At 69.5% G+C, this 19379-nt stretch carries 24 protein-coding genes; 15 read left to right on the top strand and 9 right to left on the bottom strand.

The annotated features are described in order from the left end of the window. Positions 1–466: 466 nt before the first annotated feature. From M673_RS02720 to M673_RS02750, 8 genes are all read left to right on the top strand, one after another. A complete protein-coding gene (locus tag M673_RS02720) occupies positions 467–1042 on the top strand; it encodes a fasciclin domain-containing protein (protein ID WP_061973387.1) in 576 nt (191 codons plus the stop codon). Between the two features lie 227 nt (positions 1043–1269). Beyond that, positions 1270–1428: a hypothetical protein gene (locus tag M673_RS24490; RefSeq protein WP_187301288.1), complete on the top strand. Its 159-nt coding sequence runs from the start codon at positions 1270–1272 to the stop codon at positions 1426–1428. A gap of 176 nt (positions 1429–1604) precedes the next feature. Further along, positions 1605–2894, top strand: a complete 1290-nt coding sequence (gene murA / locus M673_RS02725) for a UDP-N-acetylglucosamine 1-carboxyvinyltransferase (RefSeq protein WP_061973389.1) — start codon at positions 1605–1607, stop codon at positions 2892–2894. Positions 2895–3137: 243 nt separating this feature from the next. Beyond that, positions 3138–3356, top strand: a complete 219-nt coding sequence (infA, locus tag M673_RS02730; protein WP_061973391.1) for a translation initiation factor IF-1 — start codon at positions 3138–3140, stop codon at positions 3354–3356. Between the two features lie 12 nt (positions 3357–3368). Then, positions 3369–3995, top strand: a complete 627-nt coding sequence (locus tag M673_RS02735; protein WP_061973393.1) for a Maf family nucleotide pyrophosphatase — start codon at positions 3369–3371, stop codon at positions 3993–3995. Beyond that, positions 3992–4204 (top strand): DNA gyrase inhibitor YacG, encoded by a 213-nt coding sequence (gene yacG / locus M673_RS02740; protein ID WP_061973395.1) that lies wholly within the window; start codon positions 3992–3994, stop codon positions 4202–4204. The genes M673_RS02735 and yacG overlap by 4 nt, the downstream gene beginning before the upstream one ends. Before the next feature lie 23 nt (positions 4205–4227). Continuing rightward, the gene (locus tag M673_RS02745; RefSeq protein WP_061973396.1) at positions 4228–4767 is read left to right on the top strand and encodes a hypothetical protein; all 540 of its coding nucleotides are present in this window, start codon (positions 4228–4230) and stop codon (positions 4765–4767) included. 86 nt (positions 4768–4853) lie between these two features. Next, entirely contained in the window at positions 4854–5198 is a 345-nt protein-coding gene (locus tag M673_RS02750; RefSeq protein ID WP_061973398.1) for an NIPSNAP family protein, read from the top strand. A 23-nt stretch (positions 5199–5221) separates the two neighbouring features. Here M673_RS02750 and M673_RS02755 read toward each other — a convergent pair whose 3' ends face one another. Together M673_RS02755 and M673_RS02760 are read right to left on the bottom strand one after the other, a co-directional pair. Continuing rightward, positions 5222–5746, bottom strand: a complete 525-nt coding sequence (locus M673_RS02755) for a transglutaminase-like cysteine peptidase (protein ID WP_244493266.1) — start codon at positions 5744–5746, stop codon at positions 5222–5224. Between the two features lie 363 nt (positions 5747–6109). Then, positions 6110–6910 carry an alpha/beta hydrolase gene (locus tag M673_RS02760; RefSeq protein ID WP_061973401.1) on the bottom strand — a complete coding sequence of 267 codons (801 nt, stop codon included), beginning with the start codon at positions 6908–6910 and terminating at the stop codon, positions 6110–6112. 463 nt (positions 6911–7373) lie between these two features. Here M673_RS02760 and infC point away from each other — a divergent pair, with 463 nt between their 5' ends. Further along, entirely contained in the window at positions 7374–7913 is a 540-nt protein-coding gene (gene infC, locus M673_RS02765) for a translation initiation factor IF-3 (protein WP_082639133.1), read from the top strand. 117 nt (positions 7914–8030) lie between these two features. Here infC and M673_RS02770 read toward each other — a convergent pair whose 3' ends face one another. The 7 genes from M673_RS02770 to tsaD all read right to left on the bottom strand — a co-directional run bounded on the left by M673_RS02770 (position 8031) and on the right by tsaD (position 12251). Then, complete coding sequence (locus tag M673_RS02770; RefSeq protein ID WP_061973403.1) at positions 8031–8705, bottom strand: class I SAM-dependent methyltransferase; 675 nt, start codon at positions 8703–8705, stop codon at positions 8031–8033. Then, a complete protein-coding gene (locus M673_RS24495) occupies positions 8702–8872 on the bottom strand; it encodes a hypothetical protein (protein ID WP_156421139.1) in 171 nt (56 codons plus the stop codon). The genes M673_RS02770 and M673_RS24495 overlap by 4 nt, the downstream gene beginning before the upstream one ends. Before the next feature lie 155 nt (positions 8873–9027). Further along, entirely contained in the window at positions 9028–9249 is a 222-nt protein-coding gene (locus tag M673_RS02775; RefSeq protein WP_061973404.1) for a DUF3072 domain-containing protein, read from the bottom strand. Positions 9250–9329: 80 nt separating this feature from the next. Further along, a complete protein-coding gene (locus tag M673_RS02780; protein ID WP_061973406.1) occupies positions 9330–9764 on the bottom strand; it encodes an EVE domain-containing protein in 435 nt (144 codons plus the stop codon). Between the two features lie 3 nt (positions 9765–9767). After that, entirely contained in the window at positions 9768–10058 is a 291-nt protein-coding gene (locus M673_RS02785) for a YciI-like protein (RefSeq protein WP_061973408.1), read from the bottom strand. Between the two features lie 94 nt (positions 10059–10152). Beyond that, complete coding sequence (locus tag M673_RS02790) at positions 10153–11136, bottom strand: NAD(P)H-dependent glycerol-3-phosphate dehydrogenase (protein WP_061973410.1); 984 nt, start codon at positions 11134–11136, stop codon at positions 10153–10155. Next, positions 11133–12251 (bottom strand): tRNA (adenosine(37)-N6)-threonylcarbamoyltransferase complex transferase subunit TsaD, encoded by a 1119-nt coding sequence (tsaD, locus tag M673_RS02795; protein ID WP_187301289.1) that lies wholly within the window; start codon positions 12249–12251, stop codon positions 11133–11135. The genes M673_RS02790 and tsaD overlap by 4 nt, the downstream gene beginning before the upstream one ends. Before the next feature lie 472 nt (positions 12252–12723). Between tsaD and hemC the strand changes: the two genes are divergently transcribed. From hemC to M673_RS02825, 6 genes are all read left to right on the top strand, one after another. Further along, positions 12724–13653 carry a hydroxymethylbilane synthase gene (gene hemC, locus M673_RS02800; RefSeq protein WP_061973412.1) on the top strand — a complete coding sequence of 310 codons (930 nt, stop codon included), beginning with the start codon at positions 12724–12726 and terminating at the stop codon, positions 13651–13653. A gap of 32 nt (positions 13654–13685) precedes the next feature. Further along, entirely contained in the window at positions 13686–14390 is a 705-nt protein-coding gene (locus M673_RS02805; RefSeq protein WP_061973414.1) for a uroporphyrinogen-III synthase, read from the top strand. 141 nt (positions 14391–14531) lie between these two features. Beyond that, entirely contained in the window at positions 14532–16346 is a 1815-nt protein-coding gene (locus M673_RS02810) for a hypothetical protein (protein ID WP_061973415.1), read from the top strand. A gap of 1 nt (position 16347) precedes the next feature. Then, the gene (locus tag M673_RS02815; RefSeq protein ID WP_244493265.1) at positions 16348–17838 is read left to right on the top strand and encodes a heme biosynthesis protein HemY; all 1491 of its coding nucleotides are present in this window, start codon (positions 16348–16350) and stop codon (positions 17836–17838) included. Between the two features lie 197 nt (positions 17839–18035). Next, positions 18036–18506: a tellurite resistance TerB family protein gene (locus tag M673_RS02820; protein ID WP_061973417.1), complete on the top strand. Its 471-nt coding sequence runs from the start codon at positions 18036–18038 to the stop codon at positions 18504–18506. Further along, on the top strand, positions 18499–19359 hold the full coding sequence (locus M673_RS02825; protein ID WP_148639955.1) for a glutamine amidotransferase: 861 nt from the start codon (positions 18499–18501) through the stop codon (positions 19357–19359). Before M673_RS02820 ends, M673_RS02825 begins: the two co-directional genes overlap by 8 nt. Positions 19360–19379 lie beyond the last annotated feature (20 nt).

Raw genomic sequence — 19379 nt, forward strand, 5'->3', positions numbered from 1 at the left:
GAAAAGTCCATTGATCCTCCTCTCTGGAGGTTTCATCAGGCACTCCAGGCCAAGACTCCGGCGCCGGGCCGCCTGGATCTCGCCGCTGCCCGCGATCAATCGGTAAGGAACGCGCTGGCGCGCAGGCCCGCTAATGGGCCGCCCGGCGCCCGCCTTTGGTCTGAGGTGGACCCGGACCCTTTGACCGCTCAGACGTACGGTCCGGCGAAACTCGTAGCTGATGGCGGTGCGCTTCCCGGCTACAGCCCTGCCGCCGCTATAATTGTCTGCTGCCGGCTCTCCGATGGGCTGATCCTCTTCTCGTGCCCCTCGACCCTGCGTTCGGGCCACGCCGCCGCGATCCGCCCCGGCGCCGCAAACCTCCCTTAAAATTTATTTGCGACCCCCCTGCATCCGCCGGCCCCCGGCCGCTCGTAGCTGATCCCGACCCGCCCAGCCGTGGTGGGAGCCACCCAGGGAGAGTCCCATGCTTCGCCAGTCCTTCGCCGCCCTTCTCGTCGCCGGTTCGCTCGCTGCCTCGGGCGCGGCCTTCGCCCAGTCGCCCGTCATGGTCGGCGGCGCGCCGATGTATGCCAACAAGACCATCGCCCAGAACGCCCCCGAGGCGCCGAACCTCACCACGCTGGTCGCCGCCGTGAAGGCCGCCGGCCTCGTCGATACGCTGGCCTCCAAGGGCCCCTTCACCGTCTTCGCCCCCACCGACGCCGCCTTCGCCAAGCTGCCCAAGGGCACCGTGGAAACGCTGGTGAAGCCGGAGAACAAGCCGACCCTCACCAAGATCCTGACCTACCACGTGGTCGCCGGCGACTATTCGGCCGAGCGCCTGATGCGCGAGGCCCGCCGCAACAAGGGCGAGGTGCATCTCAAGACCGTCGAGGGCGAGCCGCTGACGGTGAAGATGATGGGCAAGAAGCTCGTCGTGATCGACCGCACCGGCAAGGCCGCGACCATCCAGACCGCCGACGTCAAGCAGTCCAACGGCGTGGTGCACGTGATCGGCTCCGTGCTCATGCCCAAGATGAAGCCCGCCAAGATGGGCTGATCGCCCGTCGCATAAGCTTGGCTCTCGAAGGCCCGGACGCCATGCGTCCGGGCCTTTCGCTTGGGAGCGTGGCGACGAAGCTAGGTTTTCGAGCTAGAGCATTTCCAGGCAAGGCGGACACGCTTTGCCGTCGGACAATGCGCCAAATCGAAGAGCTAGAGCCTGTCCGGTGACCTGAATTCACCGGACAGGCTCTAGAGAGGGCGCCGGAGGCCCCGTCTGCGCGCATGAACAAGCTCTTTTCCTTTCTCGTGATCCTGGTGATGGCCTTCCACATCTGGCGCCCGCTCGGCCTGCCGGGCCTGCGCAGGCGCGGCGATTTCTGGAAGATCGCCATCGCCGCCATGATCCTTTTCGGCCTCGACGTGGTTCTGCGCGGGCACTGACCTTCGCCTTCAAAAGAGCGTGGTGCGCTGCGAAAGGCTCTTGCGGCGGGGGCGCGGGGGCGAATCGCAAAGCAGGCTGACGGATTTGCCCCGCGAGGTCGGCTCGTGTAGAGCAGCGGCCTTCGACCGCCCGTCGGCTTGCCGGCGCGTCGTCACATCGGTTCGAAGGGCTTTTCATGGATCGGATTCGCATTCGCGGCGGCAACGCCCTCAACGGCACGATCGCGATTTCGGGCGCCAAGAACGCCGCCCTGCCGCTGATGATCGCCTCACTTCTGACGGACGACACGCTGACGCTGGAGAACGTGCCGCATCTGGCCGACGTCGAACAGCTGATCCGCATTCTCGGCAATCACGGCGTCGACTATTCCGTGTCGGGCAAGCGCCTCGCGACGACCGTGGGCTCGGGCCGCACCATCCATTTCAACGCCCGCACCATCGTCGACACCACCGCGCCCTACGAGCTCGTCTCCAAGATGCGCGCCAGCTTCTGGGTGATCGGGCCGCTTCTGGCGCGCATGCGCCGCGCCCGCGTTTCGCTGCCGGGCGGCTGCGCCATCGGCACGCGGCCGGTGGACCTCTTCATCGACGGCCTGCGCGCGCTCGGCGCCCAGATCGAGATCGACGCGGGCTATGTCATCGCCGAGGCGCCCAAGGGCCTGATCGGCACGCGCTTCACCTTCCCCAAGGTCTCGGTCGGCGCGACGCACGTCCTGATGATGGCGGCCTCGCTCGCCAAGGGCGAGACGATCCTGGAAAACGCCGCGCGCGAGCCCGAGGTTCAGGACCTCGCTGCCTGCCTGAACGCCATGGGCGCGCGCATTTCCGGCGCCGGCACGTCGACCATCACGATCGAGGGCGTCGAGGCTCTGTCGGGCGCGCGCCACCGCGTCCTGCCCGACCGGATCGAGACCGGCACCTATGCCATGGCGGTCGCCATGACCGGCGGCGACGTGACGCTGGAGGGCACGCATGGCGACCTGCTGCGCACCGCGCTGACCGCGCTGGGCGACGCGGGCGCCGAGATCACCGACGTTCCGAACGGCATCCGCATCCGGCGCAACGGCAACGGCATCCGCCCGGTGGACGTGGTGACCGACCCGTTCCCCGGCTTCCCGACCGATCTCCAGGCGCAGTTCATGGCGCTGATGACGCGCGCCGACGGCGTGTCGCACATCACCGAGACGATCTTCGAGAACCGCTTCATGCACGTGCAGGAGTTGGCGCGGCTCGGCGCCAAGATCTCGCTGTCGGGCCAGATGGCGCGCATCGAGGGCGTGCCGCGCCTCGCCGGCGCGCCCGTCATGGCGACCGACCTTCGCGCCTCCGTCTCGCTGGTCATCGGCGGTCTGGCAGCCGAGGGCGAGACCACGGTGAACCGCGTCTACCATCTCGACCGGGGCTTCGAGCGGCTGGAGGAAAAGCTCGGCGCCTGCGGTGCCGAGGTCGAGCGCATCTCGTCCTGATCCCGATCGCGGCGCCCGCGATCCCGATCACGGTGCCCACGATCCCGGCTCCGCGTGCCCTCAAGGGCGCCGGAGCGACGGCTCTTCAACGCCCGCGTCCGTCGGAAGTGCTTGCTTTTTGCCGGCCGAAGACCGATCTAGGGCCGAATTCACCGATCAGACCTGCCGAAGGCGGGCCGTATCCTTTTTCAAAGGGGCGGGGTCCGATCCCGCTGCCCCGCTTATCCGAAGGTCAGAAGACGCATGGCGAAAGAAGAAGTTCTCGAGTTTCCGGGAGTCGTCGTCGAACTCCTGCCGAACGCGACGTTCCGCATCAAGCTCGAGAACGACCATGAGATCATCGCGCACACCGCGGGTCGCATGCGAAAGAACCGCATCCGCGTGCTCACCGGCGACAAGGTGCTCGTGGAAATGACGCCCTACGACCTGTCGAAGGGCCGTATCACCTACCGCTTCAAGTAAGGTCAGGCCGCGATGAAGCCGCCGAGCGCCCTCGTTCTGGCGTCCGCTTCGCCGCGCCGTCTGGAACTCCTCCAGCAGGTGGGGATCGAGCCCGAGCGGCTCCTTCCGGCCGACGTGGACGAGACCCCCGAGCGATCCGAGCATCCCCGCCATCTCGCCAAGCGTCTGGCGCGCCTCAAGGCCCTGAAGGCCTTCGATGCGTTGAAGGGACGTGGCGAGACGCAGGGCCGCTTCACGCTCGGCGCCGACACGGTGGTCGCGGTCGGCCGGCAGATTCTGCCCAAGGCCGAGATCGAGGCCGAGGCGGTGGAGTCCCTGCGCCTTCTCTCGGGCCGCACACACCGCGTCTTCACCGGCGTCTGCGTCGTTTCCCCCAACGGCCGGGTGCGCGAAAAGCTGTCGGAAACGCGGGTGCGCTTCAAGCGCCTGTCGCGCGAGGATCTCGGCCGCTACATCGACTCGGGCGAGTGGCAGGGCAAGGCCGGAGGCTATGCCATCCAGGGGCTGGCCGGCGGCTTCGTGGTCCGGCTCATCGGTTCCTATACCGGCGTCGTCGGCCTGCCGCTCTACGAGACCCTGGCCCTTCTGCAGGGCGAGGGCTTCGTGATGCCGCCGCTGGACGCAGGCCTGCCGGCATGAGCGCGTCGGTGACGCCGCTGCGCCCGCGCCGCAAGTGCCCGGAATGCAGCCGCCCTTCCTCGCAGACCGACTTCCCCTTCTGCTCGCCGCGCTGCAAGGCGGTGGACCTCAACCGCTGGCTCTCGGGCTCCTACGTCATCCCAGGCTCGGCCGACGAACCCGACACGTCCGCCGACGGCAGCGGCAGCGGCGGCGGCGAGGAGCGCTAAGGCGCAAAGGCAGGGCTGGCGAGATGCGCGACTCCCGCGATGACGAGCCGCCTCTCGTTCGCGTCTATCGCGGCTTCCATTCGCATTGGCCCGGCCCACACCCCGCCTCTGCGCCGGGCGGCGCTTCGCGGAGGCCCATCTACGGCATCGCCTTATGTCTGATCTGGTTCGCCGCCCTAGCTGGGCTCGCGGCCTTCGTGCTGCTCGGCCGGCAGGAGGGTGCAGTGAGCCTGCGCGAGACGGCGGACTATCGCTGCCTCGATCGAGCGGGAGAGCGAGCCCCTTTCGTGACGTGGAAGCGCTTTCGCCTTGGCGCCTCAAGCACCCCCTTCTTCGCCGCCACCTTGCGCGAGCGCCCCAGAACAAACTGCATCGGCGACGGGGACGCAGTCACCTATATCCAGCTGCCGATGCCGCCGGACGGCGAACTCTCCTTGCTTCGCATCGCGGGCGATGGCGTGCGGGTCGAGCCGCGGGGCGGCGCGTGGTTCGATGTGCTGGGCAAGGAGGGAGCGATCCGCGACCGCAACGATCGCGGAGGCTATGTCCTCGCCTCGCCCTGACGCATGAGGGCTGCGACGGCGCTCGTGGACATCTCCTATCCGAGAGGCGAAATGTCGAGGCATCGACCCACCATGGAAAGCCTCGCATGACCCGCCTCATAGAAACGCTGCTCTATCGTTTGAAGCCGGGAACGGGCCGCGAGTTCGATCGGATCATGCACGAGATCAGCGTGCCGCTGCATCGCCGGCATGGCATGGATGTCGTCGCCTATGGCCAGTCGCTGCACGACCCCGACGCCTATGTCCTGATCCGGGCCTATCGCAGCCTCGATCACCTGCGGGATTCGCAGGACGCGTTCTACCTCAGCGAGGACTGGCGAGAGGGCCCGCGCAGCGCCATCGTCGAGCGGATCGAAGCGAGCTTGAAGGCCGTCTCGGAACTCCCGGCGGCGAGCGTGGACGCCCTTCGCGGGATACGTCAGCCCGCCTAAGCGGTGGCTCAGGCCCCTCCGCCCTATTTGTCCACCGCGCTGACCAACGGCTCGGAATCGCGCTCGATCGAGACCCAGCGGCCGGGGTTTTCCACCTGCTGGCGCTTGATGAAGCGGTAGCCGACCTCGCCCCAGGGGCGCACGCGCCAGTCGAGATTGTCGAGCACGAAGTCGCCGGACTGGGTGCGTAGGGTCAGCACGGCGTGGCCGGTGCCGTCGGGCTTGCGCACGACGGTCATCAAGAGGTCGCCGAGCGGCACGCCGGCCTCGTGCAGCCGGCGGCGCTTTTCCAGCGCGTAGTCCTCGCAGTCGCCCTTCCCGGAGGTGGGATAGGACCAGAACTCCTCGGTGCCGTAGGTCGCCTGGTCGGAGGCGGGGGTGACTTCGGAGTTCACGTCCGTGTTGACCTGCGCCACGAGCAGTTTCAGCTTCATGTCGAGAACGGCCGGCGCTGCGGGGAGGCCCGGAAGCGGCCAGCACTCGGCCGGCAGGCGCAGGCAGAAGTCGCGATGCCCGAAAGGCTGGAGGGTCGGATCGCCGAGCGGCATGAAGGCGTCCGCCGCCGATGCGCTTCCGCCAAGAAGCGCCGAAAAAAGGCAAAGCGAAGCCGTTGCGCCAAACACGCGCCGAACCATCATCGCGATCTCCGTCTTCGGACAGGCCCGTTCCCTGATCCATCCGCATCGTGTGTGCGGCGCGAAACGCTGTCAATCGGCAGAACCGGGCCACCAAGCTGGTGTCCGCCCCCTTATAGGGCGGAGAGTGGCGAAACGGCGGCGCAAGATGGGGCGGGGAGTTGTTCGGGCAAGGTCTATGTCGCGAGAAAATCGATGATTTTCGCGAGGCAACCCGCGTGCAACAGGGTCTGTGTTAAAAACGTCACGTTGGCGGGAGAACCGAACGGAGCTGTCTCAAGACTGCCCTTGTCCGATCATCTCCGCAACCGCCCGTTCCATTCGGCGCAGGTCTCCCTCGCGCGACAGGCGATGGTCGCCGCCGGGAACGAGGGTGAGCGCGACGCCCTCGCCTGGCAGGTGGGTGACGAGCTCCAGCGCGTGGGTGTGCGGCACGTCGGGGTCCGCCATGCCTTGGAGGATGTGGACGGGGCAGCCCGTGCGGATCGGCCCGGTCATGACGCTCGCCCGCCGCCCGTCCTCGATCAGCGCCCTTGTGTAGACGGTGGGGCGCGGGTCGTAGGGCGAGGGCTCGGCCAGGAAGCCCTCGGCCTCGATCGTGGCGCGCTGCGCCGCGCTGAGGCGCGGCTCCAGAAGGCGCGAGGTGAAGTCGGGGGCCGGCGCAAGCAGGACGAGGCCGGCGATGCGGCCCGTCTTCCCTCCCGCGTTGGTCTCGCTCCAGGCCTGCGCGAGGCGAAGCGCGATCCAGGCGCCCATGGAGGAGCCGACCAAGACGAGCGGGCCGTCCGGTGCCAGGGCGTCGATCGCGGCCTCGGCGTCCCGCGTCCAGGAGGAGATCGTGCCGTCCTCGAAGCGCCCGCCCGATTCGCCATGGCCGGAATAGTCGAAGCGCAGGAAGGCGTGGCCCTCGCGCGCGGCTTGGTCCGACAGGCGCTCGGCCTTGGTGCCGCGCATGTCGGAGCGAAAGCCGCCAAGCCAGACCACGGTCGGCGCCCGGCCCGCGACATGGAGCGCGGCAAGGCTGTGGTCGCCGCCGGGGGCGGGGAAGCGGATCGGCGAAGCGGGCTGAAGGGTCACGGCGGTATCTCCTCGAACGGGCTCCGCGCGAGGAGTAGAGGCTCGGGACCATGGCGTCCAGACCGGGCGCCGTTTCCAATCCTTGGCGGGGGCGCGCTCCTGTTGGAAGACGCGGCGGGGGCGAGCCCCGTCGCCCTTTCCTCCGCCGCGCCGGGGCGAGATGCGTGGCTCAAGCAGCGATCTGGACACCCACCAATCTTCTCCGACGAGCCCTGGTCTTGGCGGTTCTCGGCCTCTCGCGAAGGTTGCGCGATCCCCCGCGCGTTCCGCGTCGCCGCGTCCCCGAACGGGGCCTTCGGGAAAAATTGCGGCAACTCGCGTGAAATTGTGAGCCCATCGTGTTATATGAAGGGCGAAGACCTCGGATCGAGGGCAGTGTCCGCCTTCCCGGCGGAGCGGCCGCTCGTTCGAGGCGTTTGTTTCAAGACTACGCCTATGTCGTCAACAGCGGGAGTGAACGACCATTCGCAGACCATTTCGTGCGCCGCCGACCCAGAAGGAAGGGCCGCGCTCCAACCGGGAAATCCGGGTTCCCCAGATCCAGCTGATCGACGCTGAGGGGCAGAACCGGGGTGTCATCAATACGGCGGAAGCCATGACACTGGCTGAAGAGGCCGGCCTCGATCTCGTCGAGATCGTTCCGACCGCGAGCCCGCCGGTTTGCAAGATCCTCGACCTCGGCAAGCTGAAATACGAGGGCCAGAAAAAGGCCGCCGAAGCGCGTCGTCGCCAGAAGGTCATCGAGGTCAAAGAGATCAAGATGCGCCCGAACATCGACGATCACGACTACGAGACCAAGATGAAGGCGGTTCGCCGCTTCTTCGACGAAGGCGACAAGGTCAAGGTGACGTTGCGCTTCCGTGGTCGCGAGATGGCGCACCAGGAACTCGGCATGAAGCTTCTCATGCGCGTTCGCGACGAGACCGCCGAAATCTCCAAGGTGGAAGCCGAGCCCAAGCTCGAAGGCCGCCAGATGATGATGGTGCTGGCGCCGCGCGGCTGAACTCAGCTGCATCGCCTGACAACAAAAAGGGCGGCTTCGGCCGCCTTTTTCATGCGCGTCGTTTGGGTGAAACGCTGACGGGCCAAGGATAGGTGCCCCAGTGTTTCACGTGAAATCTCACGCTGCCGTATTTTCACCCGGTCTGCGCCAGCGCCAGACCGTGGTGCGCTTCACGTCGGCGTCTTCCAAGACCCGCGTCACCGGCACTTCGTAGACGGCTTCGCGCACCACCCGCCCTGCCGGAAGATAGAAGCGGCCGGGATCGCCGACATAGATCGCGACGCCGCTTGCCGCCAGCGCGTCGAACCAGGGCTCGAGCTTCAGCGAGAAGTTGGGGTCGTAGAACACGTCGCCGGCCAGAAGCACGTCGGCCTCTAGCGCTTCGCCGATCGTGTCACGCTGCTCCACCATCAGGGCCACGCCGTTCTCGCCTGCGTTCAGCCGCGCCGCCTCCGCCGCGAACGGGTCGATGTCGAGCGCGAGCACGCTGGCCGCGCCCGCCTTCATCGCCGCGATGGCAACGAGGCCCGAACCGCTCGCGAAATCCACCACGCGCCGTCCCTGGACACGTTCGGGATGGTCGAGCACGAAGCGGGCGAGCCCCTGGCCGCCGGCCCAGGCGAAGGCCCAGAAGGGCGGGGGCAGGCCGTCGGCCGCCAGTTCCTCCTCCGTGCGAATCCAGAGATCGTGGACCTCGCTGGCGAGATGCAGCGCGATCTCCGGCACGTGCGGTGGATGGAGAAGAGAGGTGTTGGCGAGAATGAAGCCGCGCCGGTTGCCAAGCGGGATCATGCGGCAAATTCCCGCAAAGCGCGGGAACCGGAGAGGACCTTGGTGGGTTTCATAGGCAAGACGATCACATGCAGACCTGCAAGGGAAGGAAGACCTATCATGCTCAAGGGTGGCTTGTTGTGGCTGATCGGCATCCCGATTCCCATCATCCTGATTCTCTGGCTCATGGGCTTCCTCCACTAATCGCCCTTCATTCGACGCGTTGCGTGGAAAAGCCCGCCTCGACTTCAAGTCGAGGCGGGCTTTTCGGTTTTGACAGGCATGAGGCAAGGAGGACAAGGCTCTTCCCGCGTGGCTGGGCCATCGCGGGAAGAGGGGATGCTCAGGCGTCCTTGAGCCGCTTGCTCTCGCCCTGAAGCTTGTCGATCAGCTTCGACGCGTCGGCCTTGGAGAGCTTCTCGTCGAATTCGTGGCCCGTCTCCTCGCAAAGCGTCTTCACGTAGGAGGCCTGCGCCCCGGTCATCGGCTCGTCGCCGGTGGTCCAGTCGTCCGGGTCCTTCTCGGCATTGGACGGGGCGTCGACCTTGGGCTGGGACTGCGTCATGGGATGTCTCCATTGCGAGTATGTTCTCAGAATGTTCTATCCCGCAAAGGGTTCCGGCGCAGAGCTCGCGCTCTCGACCCTCAGCCGAGCGCCAAGGCCGGATCGAGGCCGCCCATCTCGCAGATCACGGCGAACTCGGCCTCCGTCACCGGCTGCACCGACAGGCGCGAATTGGTGGCGAGCACCATGTCCTTGAGGCGCGACTCGCCCTTCACCGCGTCGAGCCCGACCGGGTTCGGCATGTCGCAGACCGCGCGGATGTCAACGCATTCCCAGCGCGGGTCGTCCGCCGTGGAGTCGGGATGGGCGAGGGCGCAGACCTCCACCACGCCGACCACGGCCTTGCCCTCGTTGGAATGGTAGAAGAAACCGCGCTCGCCGATCTGCATGGAGCGCATAAAGTTGCGCGCCTGGTAGTTGCGCACGCCCGTCCATTCCGTGCCCGCTGCGCCGCAGTCCTTCTGCTGCGCGAAGGACCATTTGAACGGCTCGGACTTGAACAGCCAGAACGCCATGCGTCAGGCCTGATCCGGGTTGTTCACGGTCCAGTTCCAGCGTCGCACGGTGACGGAGGCGAACAGGCCGGCCTTGGCATAGGGATCGGCGTCGGCAAGGGCCCGCGCGGCATCCAGGCTTTCGGCCTCGACCACGAGCAGGCTGCCGGTCGGCTTGTCGTCCGCGCCGAGGAACGGGCCGGCGAACTTCAAGACCGGGCCCAGCGCCTTCAGATGATCGAGATGGGCGGGGCGCGTTTCGGCGCGCAGCGAGCCGGCATCGGGGCGGTCTTCGCACAGAAGGGCGAACAGCATGGGGCGTCTCCGGTTGGGGCCGGCGCGCGGCCGGCGGCGATCTCGCCCGCCTCTTACGAGCGCCCGGCGCGGCCGGCAAGATCGGTTCGCCGCCTCAGTCGAACTCGCGCTTCAAGGGCCGGGCGAGCAGGGCGCGCATCGCCTCGGCCGCCGGCAGGCCCTCGTCCAGAATGGTGGCGACGGCTTCGATGATCGGCGCCTCGATGCCGCGCTCGCGCGCCAGGCGCGCGGCGATGGCGGCGGAGAAGACGCCTTCGGCAAGCTTCAGCCCGCTCGTGCCTTCGCCCCGGCCGAGCGCCAGCCCATAGGCGAAGTTGCGCGACTGCGCGCCCGAACAGGTGAGGACGAGATCGCCGAGGCCGGACAGGCCGAGCAGCGTGTCGGGCCGGGCACCCAGCGCCTCGCCCAGCCGCCGCAGCTCCACGAAGCCGCGCGTGACGAGGGCGGCCAGCGCCGAGGCGCCGAGCCCGAGCCCGGCGCTGGCGCCGGCGGCGATGGCGAGCACGTTCTTCAAGGAGCCGCCGGCTTCGACGCCCAACACGTCGTCGCCGGCATAGATGCGGAAGGCCGGCGCGGCGAGGCGGCGGGCGAGATCGTCCGCCAGCGCGGTGTCGCCAGCGGCGAGCGTCACCGCCGTTGGCAGGCCGGCGGCGACGTCGGCCGCAAAGCTCGGGCCGGACAGGACGGCGACGGGATGGCCCGGCAGTTCGGCCTCCACCACGGCGGAGGCGAAAAGGCCGGTGTCGCGCTCGATGCCCTTGGAACAGAGCACCAGCGCCGTGCCGGGCGGCAGATGCGGCGCCATTTCGCGGCTGGCAGCGCGCAGCGCCTGGGCCGGCAGAACGAGAAGCGCGATCTCCGCCCCCGCCAGGGCCGCGCCGAGATCGCTCGTGGCGGTGAGGCTTTCGGGCAGGGTGATACCCGGGAGATAGCGCGGGTTTTCGTGACGCTCGGCGATGGAGCGAACGGTCTCCGCGTCGCGAGCATAAAGGGAGACCGGCTCGCCGCCGCGCGCCCGCATGGCGCCGAGCGCGGTGCCCCAGGCGCCGCCGCCAATGATGCAGACGCCGCCGCTCATGCCTTGGCGCCCCGCTTGCCGAAGCCGACCAGCGGCGCGGCCGTCTCGTCCAGCGGCCAGCGCGGCCGCACGGGGGCGGAGAGCGGATCGGTGAGCCCGGCTTCCAGCCGCTCCAGCCCGGCATAGGCGATCATCGCCGCGTTGTCGGTGCAGAGCTTGAGCGGCGGCGAGACGACACGCGCGCCATGGCGCGCGGCAACCTCTTCCAGCGCGGCGCGGATCTCGCCATTGGCCGCGACGCCGCCGGCCACCGCCAGCGCGGGCTCGGCCAAGTCGGGATAGGCGGTGCGAAAGCGCTGCAGGGCGAGGGTCACGCGGTCGCGCACGCTCTCGGCCGCCGCGCGCTGGAAGCCGGCGCAGAGATCGGCCGCGTCCCCCTCGCTCAAGGGCGCATGGGCCAGCGCCAGCTGGCGCACCGCCGTCTTGAGGCCGGAGAAGGAGAAGTCGAGCCGCTTCTCGCCGCGCAGCGGCCGGGGCAGGTCGAAGCGCGCGGCGTTGCCCTGTGCTGCCATGCGTTCGACGCTGGGTCCGCCGGGATGGGGCAGTTCCAAGAGCTTGGCGGTCTTGTCGAAGGCCTCGCCCAGCGCATCATCGATCGTCGTGCCCCAGCGCTCGTAGCGCCCGAGGCCGGAGACGAGAAGGATCTGCGTGTGGCCGCCGGAAACGAGCAGCAGGAGATAGGGATAGGGAAGCGCGTCGGTGAGCCGGGGCGTCAGCGCATGGCCCTCCAGATGGTTCACGGCCAGAAAGGGCAGGCGGCGCGAGGCGGCGATGCTCTTGCCGACCATGGCGCCGACGATCAGCCCGCCGACGAGCCCCGGCCCGCTGGTGGCGGCCACGGCGTCGATCCGGTCCAGCGTCACGCCCGCCTCCGAAAGCCCGGCCTCCACCACGCCGCCGATGCTCTCGGCATGGGCGCGGGCGGCGATCTCCGGCACCACGCCGCCGAAGGCCGCGTGCTCCTCGATCTGGCTGAGCACGACATTGGACAGGATCACCGGCCGCCCGTCGGCCCCGCGCCCGACGACGCTCGCCGCCGTCTCGTCGCAGCTCGTCTCGATGCCGAGAACCAGCGGACGAAGGGACGAGGGCGGGGGCGAGGCGGAGGCGGGCAAGGGCGGGCTTTCCTGACGCGGGGGCGGTGCGCGGTTGCGGGTTCCTCCGCGAAGTAACGATTCCCTCGGCGTTTCGCCAGCGCTTCCAACTCGGCCCCGGGTTTCGTGCTGCGCGCCGGATCGGCCGGAACGCCAGACGCGGAGGGTCCTTGGCGCCTACCTCGCGACCCCGTCGGCCTTTTCCCCGTCATCCCGAGGGCGAGCCGTGCCGCGCGGGCTGCAAAAGCGCGAGGGTTGGCCCGCCCGTCCGCAGGCCTCGTTGCCCATCTCCGCCGATGGCCCCTTGCAGTCCTCACGTCCGGCGCCTTGCGAAGGGACAAACCTCATGCGCTGGCTAGGCTCCGCCATGGTCGAACAGGCCGGTAATTCGGCCGGCATGACGACGGCCGGGGGCGGCTGCGACCCCGCGCAAGCCCTGTTCATGGCCGAAAACAGTCTCTAGAGAACTTCCAAGTTTCAGGAAGGCCGAGACATGACCCAACCCATCCGCATCGGCACGCGCGGCAGCCGTCTGGCGCTGGCGCAGGCAGAAGAGGTGCGCGCGCGCCTGATGGCGGCCCATGGCTTGGCCGAGGAGAATTTCGCGATCACCGTGATCTCGACCTCGGGGGATCGCATCCAGGACCGCGCTCTGTCGGAGGCCGGCGGCAAGGGGCTCTTCACCAAGGAGATCGAGGAAGCGCTGTTGGATGGGCGGATCGATCTCGCCGTTCATTCCTCCAAGGACATGGCGACCCATGTGCCGGACGGGCTCTCGCTCGCCGCCTATCTCCCGCGCGAGGACGTGCGCGATGTCTTCATCGGCCGCCGGGTGCGGCGGATCGCCGACCTGCCCCAGGGCGCGCGGGTCGGCTCGGCCTCGCTCCGCCGACAGGCGCTCCTGCGCCGCCTCCGGCCCGATCTCGAACTCGTGATCTTTCGCGGCAACGTGCAGACGCGCCTCGCCAAGCTGGAAGCGGGCGAGGTGGAGGGCACGCTTCTGGCGCTGGCGGGCCTCAAGCGCCTGGGCGACGAGCGCTTCGCCGGCGAGATACTCGACGCCGAGAGTTTCCCCCCGGCACCGGGCCAAGGCGCGATCTGCGTCGAGACGCGGGAAGGGGACGGGCGCGTCGCCTCGCTGGTGGCGGCGATCGACCATCCCGACACCCATGGCGTGCTGAGCGCCGAGCGCGCCTTTCTCGCCGTGCTCGACGGCTCCTGCCGCACGCCGATCGCCGCCCATGGCACGCTGGAGGGCGACCTGTTTCGCTTTCACGGCATGATCCTGACCCCGGACGGGTCGCAGATGCACGAGACGCGGGTCGAGGGCACGCGAGCCGAGGCCAGCCGGATGGCGGAGGACGCGGCGCTGCGCCTCGTGGCGCAGGCGGGCGCGGCCTTCTTCGAGGGCTGGCGGCGCTGAGCGGCCCGCTTCGCCCGACCCGTCTTCTCGTCGTGCGCGAGCGCGAGGACGGCGCGCGCACGCTGGCGCGCCTGAAGGAGGCCGGGCTCGACGCCGCGCTCCTGCCGCTGTCCGAGATCGTGCCGCTCCGCCCCGCCCCGCCGCCCCGCCCGTTTCGCGCGCTGGTCGCCACGAGCCGCCATGCCGTGCCCTGGCTCGCGCGGCATTTCTCGGGAACCGACTGCCCCGTGCTGGCCGTGGGCGAGGCGACGGCCGGGCATCTTCGGCAGGCCGGCTTTGCCGACATCATCGAGGGCCAGGGGCGGGCGGGGGATCTTGTGGCGCTCGCCAAGGCCCTGGCGGAGGGCGAGGGGGCCGCGTTTCTCTATGCCGCCGGCCGGGTGCGCCTGCCCGAGCTCGAAGCCGGCTTCGCGGCGGCGGGGCTCTCGCTTCAAATGGTGGAGGTCTACGACACGCGGCCTCGCGCGCCCAGCGAGGGGGAGTTGGCAAGGCTTACGCTCGGCGGCCCGTTCGGGGGCGTGCTGCTCCTGTCGAGGGGGCAGGCGCGGGCGGCGGAGCGCCTCGTTCGCGAGGCGCCCGACCTTCTGTCGCGGGATGCCAGCTTCTTCTGTTTGTCGGAGGCGATCGCACTGGAACTTTCGCCGCAGTTTGGAAAGAATGCAGTCTGGGCCGCGCGTCCCACGCTGGCGTCGCTGATCGAGGCGATCCATCGGGGGCACGAGCGGCCCGGTCGATAATCTTTTCGTTGCAGCTTGCGCAGCGCACGCTAGATCAGGACGTTGACTCGTCCGAACCATCGGCCGAAGGGAATCCGGCTCAAGCCGGCCGGTTCATGCGGCGGCCGCCGCCCGTGGGATGCGACATGAAGGAGTTCTCGGATGGCCAATCGTCCGCGCCGGTCCAAGCCAGGCGCACGACCGGAAACCACGATCGACCTCGAGGCCGAGCGGATCGCCAAGACCGGGGGCGCTGAGAGCGGCGCAGACATGGGCTCCGCGTCGGAGGCCGAACAGGACGAGACGGTTTCGATGAACGACAAGACCAAGCAGGGCGACCCGAGCCAGACCCCGGAGGAGCGCCACGAAGAGGCGCTTCTGTCCGCCACGGCGGACAGCGCCGCCGAGCGCGAGCGCAAGAACGAGATCGCCACCGGCAGCGCCTCGGCCGACGCGCTGGCAGGCGCCGAGCCTGCCAGCGTGGCGGACCCGCTGACGGCAGCCCCCGCACGGCCGGATGCGGGCGAGCCGCTGACGGCTAGCGAGCCGGTTTCGGCCTCGTCGTCCGAGCCGGTCTTTTCCGCCGCCTCCGAGCCTGCGACCTCGTCCGAGGGCGCGCTGCTGGGCGAGACGGCGAAGTCAGACGAGACGGCAAAGCACGAAGACGCGGCGACGGACGACGCGGTTGCGGGCGAGCCCGTCGCCGAGCCGGCCGCCGAGTTTGCCCGCGAAGAGGGCTTTGCCGGCAAGAAGCGCGACCTCGGCGAGTTCGAGGACGACGAGACCGTTCTGCCCGCCGCCCATCCCGAGCCCGCCGGGCCGGACCCGCTGACCTCCAGCCCCTATCACGCGGCGGCCGGCACCACCCATGGCGACGGGCGCGGCCCGGGCTTCGGCCCGTTGCTCGGCGCCGGGCTTCTGGGCGCGGCGATCGCGCTCGGCGGTGGCGCGGCTCTGCTTTATTCCGGCGTGGTGAGCCCGCCGGCCGCGCAGGTCCAGCCGGCGCAGACCCAGCAATTCGCCACCGCCGGCGAAGTGCAGAAGCTGACCGGCGACATCTCGACGCTGCGCGGCACTGTGGAGCAGCTCCAGTCGGCCCAGGCGGCTGGCGGCGCGGGCTCGGGCAATGTCTCGCGCACCGAGTTCACCCAGCTGTCCGACCGGGTGGCCGCCAACGAGCGCTATGCCCAGACCAACGGCGATTCGGCCGCCGCCGCCGCGCAGGCCAACGACGCGGCCAATGCCGCCCGTGAAACCGCGACCCGGGCCGAGACCGCCGCCAACGAAGCACGCGACACCGCAGGCCGGGCCGAAACGGCCGCAACCTCCGCCCAGTCCGCCGCGCAGAACGCGCAGCAGGCCGCGCAGAACGCCCAGACCGCCGCCAACGACACGCGCGAAGCCGTGAACGGCTTCGGCTCGCGCGTCCAGTCGATCGAGGAATCCAACCGCCGCGCCGCCATCGCGCTTTCGGCCGCCGGGCTGAAGGGGGCGATCGACAGCGGCCGGCCCTTCATGCAGGAGCTGGAAAGCTTCGCCGGCGCCAGCGGCAATGGCGGGGAATCCGTCGCCTCCCTGCGCAACTTCGCCGCCTCCGGCGTGCCCACCGTCTCGGCCCTCGCGGCCGAATGGAACGAGGCCGAGACGCGCATTCTCGCCGCGCTTCGCCCGGTGGATTCCACCGCCGATGTCGGCACGCAGGTCCTTTCGGGGCTTCGCTCGCTCGTCACCGTGCGCCCCGCCGGCTCCAGCGTCGGCACGGATGCGCCGGGGCCGGAATCGGCCGTCGCCCGCATGGACAAGGCCATCGAGGGCGGCGACTTCGCCGCCTGGCTGAAGGAATGGGACACGCTCCCGGAGGCCGCCAAGTCGGCCTCGCAGACCTTCGCCGACAAGGTTCGCGCCCGCGCCAATGCGGACGATCTGATTCGCCAGACCATCAACAGCGCCGTCGGCGCTTCCGCGTCGCAGGGCTGACATGCTGCGTATCCTCGCATTCTTCCTCGTCGTACTCGCGGGTGGCCTGGGCTTCGCCTGGCTGGCCGACCATCCCGGATCGGTCTCGATCCTCTGGCAGGGCCAGGAGGTCGGCACGAGCTTCACGGTCTTCGTGATCCTGCAGCTCGCGCTTCTCGTCGCCGCGATCCTCCTGTTCTGGCTGGTGCGCGGCTTCTTCAAGGCGCCGGACCGGGTTTCCCGTTTCTTCTCCGGCCGTCGGCGGGACAAGGGCTACCGCGCCCTGTCGGCCGGCATGATCGCGGCCGGGGCGGGCGATGCCGTCACCGCGCGCCGCCTCGTCAAGCAGGCGCAGAAGCAGCTCGCCAACCGGCGCGAGCCGATGGTGCGCTTCCTCGACGCGCAGACCGCCTTGATCGAGGGCGACCACGCCAAGGCGCGCTCGCTGTTCGAAACGCTGGAAGGCGATCCCGAAACCCGTCTCGTCGGCCTTCGCGGCCTTTATCTCGAAGCCGAGCGGCTGGGAGACCGGGAAGCGGCGCGCGGCTATGCCGAGCGGGCCGTCCGCATCGCGCCGCATGTGCCTTGGGCCGGCGGCGCCGTGCTCGACCTCAAGGCCGCGCAGGGCGACTATGACGGTGCGCTCGCCATCCTGGAAGCGCAGCGCGACTCGCGCCTTGTGGACAAGGCCGAGAGCCGCCGCCTGCGGGCCGTTCTGCTCACCGGCAAGGCACAGGAGCTCGCCGACAGCGATCCGACGGGCGCGCGCAACGCCGCGCGCGAGGCGCAGAAGCTGGCGCCCGATCTGGTGCCGGCAGCCGTGATCGCGGCGCGCGCCATGGTTCGCCTCAACGAGCACCGTCAGGCGCAGAAGGCGCTGGAGGCGGGCTGGAAGGCGCAGCCGCATCCCGAGCTCGCCGCGCTTTACATCCACCTGTGGCCCGGCGACGGCGTCGCCGAGCGGCTGAAGCGCGCGCGCCATCTGGCGAGCCTCAATCCCGGCCATGTCGAGTCGCGCCTGGCGCTGGCTCGCGCAGCGCTGGATGCGCGCGAGTTCGGCACGGCCCGGGTCGAGGCCATGGCCGCGGCCGAGGATGCGCCGCGCGAATCGGCCTATCTCCTGCTCGCCGACATCGAGGACGCCGAGACCGGCAACGACGCGCTGGTGCGCCAGTGGATGAGTCGCGCCCTTCATGCGCCGAAGGACCCGTCCTGGAGCGTCGACGGTGCCCCGGCCGAGGGCTGGCGTGCGGTTTCGCCCACCACGGGCCGGCTCGACGCCTATACGTGGTCGGTGCCCCACGAGGGCGACCCGGAACTGGTGCAGCGGGTCGGGCGCATGCTGCGCGGCATGCAGCCGGCGCCGAGCAACGACCCCGGCCGACGCGTCTTCATCGACGCCCGCCTGCCGCCGGAAGAACAGGCCGCCGCGTCCGCGCCGGCCACCGACCTCGGGAAAGACGAGCTTCCGCGCAAGGACGAGACGCCCCTGGAGCGCAGCCCCGCCGCCTGAAGGCGCAAGAGCCAGCCGCCCAGCGCGGCAGACACGACACACACGGCCCGGAGCGCAAACGCTCCGGGCCGTTTTCGTTTGCATGTGCGAGAACCCCAGGCGAAAGTTTTGAACTCGCTTCCGTTCAGGCCGTTTCACCGGGGCGAGGGCTTCTCCCGCCCGCTCGAATCCTTCGACAGCCAATCCGGACGCCGCCCATGCTCGACGCCTTCAAGGACTTCCTGCGCTCTCTCTCGGGCGAGCCGATCGGCCGGGGCGGCAACGAGGACGACCCGCTGGTCGCGGCGGCGGCGCTCCTGTTTCACGTGGCCGAGGCGGACGGGACCTTGAGCGAGGTGGAAGGCGCCAAGCTGCGCGATCTCCTGACCCGCGAATATGGGCTCGACCCCTGGCGCGCCGAGCAGGTGCGCCGCGCCGGGCGCGAGGCCGATGCCGAGGCGGTGGACCTCTTCCGCTTCACCAATGTCCTCATGCGCCATTGGAGCGCGGAGGAGCGCGTGCGCTTCGTGGAGCTTCTCTGGGAGGTCGTCTTCGCCGATGGCGAGGTGCACGAGTTGGAGGACAACACGATCTGGCGCGTCGCCGAGCTTCTCGGCGTGTCCGGGCGCGAGCGGATGCTCGCCAAGCGCGAGGCGCAGACAAGAGTGCAGACGCAAGAGCATGGCTGATCATCTTCCCTCCTTTCGGCCGGAATCCGCCCTTGAGGGCGGCGCCGACGCCGCGCCCGAGAGCGGTTCGAGGTCGCAGGCCGCAGCCCCTCTGAAGCGCTTCACGCTGCGCGATCCCGGCGAGGCGAGGCCGGTTCTGGTGGTCCTGCATCAGGAAACCTCGACGCCCGGCCGCATCGGGCAGATCCTGGAAGCGGCCGGCGTTCCGCTCGACATCCGCCGCCCGGTCCTGGGCGAATCGCTGCCCCGGACGCTGGACGCGCATCGCGGCGCCGTGGTCTTCGGCGGGCCGCCGAGCGCCAACGACCAGGAGCCGCATCTGCGCCAGGAGATCGACTGGCTCGACGTGCCGCTGCGCGAGGACCGTCCCTTTCTCGGCATCTGCCTCGGCGCGCAGATGCTGGCCAAGCATCTCGGCGCGACCGTCGCGCCGAACCCGGACGGGCTGGTGGAGGTCGGCTACTATCCCATGCAGGCGACGTCGGCGGGGCGCGCGCTCATGCCGGGCTGGCCCGGCATGGTCTATCAATGGCACCGCGAGGGCTTCACCCTGCCCCACGGCGCGACGCTGCTGGCGGAGGGCGGCGACGCCTTTCCCAACCAGGCCATGCGCTATGGCGATAAGGCGTATGGCGTGCAGTTCCATGCCGAGTTGACGCTCGCCATGCTGCATCGCTGGACCACGCACGGCCATTCCCGCCTGTCGCTGCCCGGCGCGCAGGCCCGGCGAGAGCACTTCACCGGCCGCGCCATCCACGACGCGCCGGTCAAGCGCTGGCTGGAGCAATTCCTCGCACTGATCTTCGGCCGCGAGACGAGCGGCGACACGCTGGCCGAGCCGCCGCGCGGCTAGACGAGGCCCGGTGGATCGGG

This window comes from Aureimonas sp. AU20, from assembly GCF_001442755.1.
Classification (GTDB): Bacteria; Pseudomonadota; Alphaproteobacteria; order Rhizobiales; family Rhizobiaceae; genus Aureimonas.

Bases quoted from the DNA above. Each gene is read 5' to 3' on its own strand.
- M673_RS02720 (WP_061973387.1), top strand. From the start codon at position 467: ATGCTTCGCCAGTCCTTCGCCGCCCTTCTCGTCGCCGGTTCGCTCGCT.
- M673_RS24490 (WP_187301288.1), top strand. From the start codon at position 1,270: ATGAACAAGCTCTTTTCCTTTCTCGTGATCCTGGTGATGGCCTTCCAC.
- murA (WP_061973389.1), top strand. From the start codon at position 1,605: ATGGATCGGATTCGCATTCGCGGCGGCAACGCCCTCAACGGCACGATC.
- infA (WP_061973391.1), top strand. From the start codon at position 3,138: ATGGCGAAAGAAGAAGTTCTCGAGTTTCCGGGAGTCGTCGTCGAACTC.
- M673_RS02735 (WP_061973393.1), top strand. From the start codon at position 3,369: ATGAAGCCGCCGAGCGCCCTCGTTCTGGCGTCCGCTTCGCCGCGCCGT.
- yacG (WP_061973395.1), top strand. From the start codon at position 3,992: ATGAGCGCGTCGGTGACGCCGCTGCGCCCGCGCCGCAAGTGCCCGGAA.
- M673_RS02745 (WP_061973396.1), top strand. From the start codon at position 4,228: ATGCGCGACTCCCGCGATGACGAGCCGCCTCTCGTTCGCGTCTATCGC.
- M673_RS02750 (WP_061973398.1), top strand. From the start codon at position 4,854: ATGACCCGCCTCATAGAAACGCTGCTCTATCGTTTGAAGCCGGGAACG.
- M673_RS02755 (WP_244493266.1), bottom strand. From the start codon at position 5,746: ATGCCGCTCGGCGATCCGACCCTCCAGCCTTTCGGGCATCGCGACTTC.
- M673_RS02770 (WP_061973403.1), bottom strand. From the start codon at position 8,705: ATGATCCCGCTTGGCAACCGGCGCGGCTTCATTCTCGCCAACACCTCT.
- M673_RS24495 (WP_156421139.1), bottom strand. From the start codon at position 8,872: ATGAGCCAGAGAATCAGGATGATGGGAATCGGGATGCCGATCAGCCAC.
- M673_RS02775 (WP_061973404.1), bottom strand. From the start codon at position 9,249: ATGACGCAGTCCCAGCCCAAGGTCGACGCCCCGTCCAATGCCGAGAAG.
- M673_RS02780 (WP_061973406.1), bottom strand. From the start codon at position 9,764: ATGGCGTTCTGGCTGTTCAAGTCCGAGCCGTTCAAATGGTCCTTCGCG.
- M673_RS02785 (WP_061973408.1), bottom strand. From the start codon at position 10,058: ATGCTGTTCGCCCTTCTGTGCGAAGACCGCCCCGATGCCGGCTCGCTG.
- M673_RS02790 (WP_061973410.1), bottom strand. From the start codon at position 11,136: ATGAGCGGCGGCGTCTGCATCATTGGCGGCGGCGCCTGGGGCACCGCG.
- hemC (WP_061973412.1), top strand. From the start codon at position 12,724: ATGACCCAACCCATCCGCATCGGCACGCGCGGCAGCCGTCTGGCGCTG.
- M673_RS02810 (WP_061973415.1), top strand. From the start codon at position 14,532: ATGGCCAATCGTCCGCGCCGGTCCAAGCCAGGCGCACGACCGGAAACC.
- M673_RS02815 (WP_244493265.1), top strand. From the start codon at position 16,348: ATGCTGCGTATCCTCGCATTCTTCCTCGTCGTACTCGCGGGTGGCCTG.
- M673_RS02820 (WP_061973417.1), top strand. From the start codon at position 18,036: ATGCTCGACGCCTTCAAGGACTTCCTGCGCTCTCTCTCGGGCGAGCCG.
- M673_RS02825 (WP_148639955.1), top strand. From the start codon at position 18,499: ATGGCTGATCATCTTCCCTCCTTTCGGCCGGAATCCGCCCTTGAGGGC.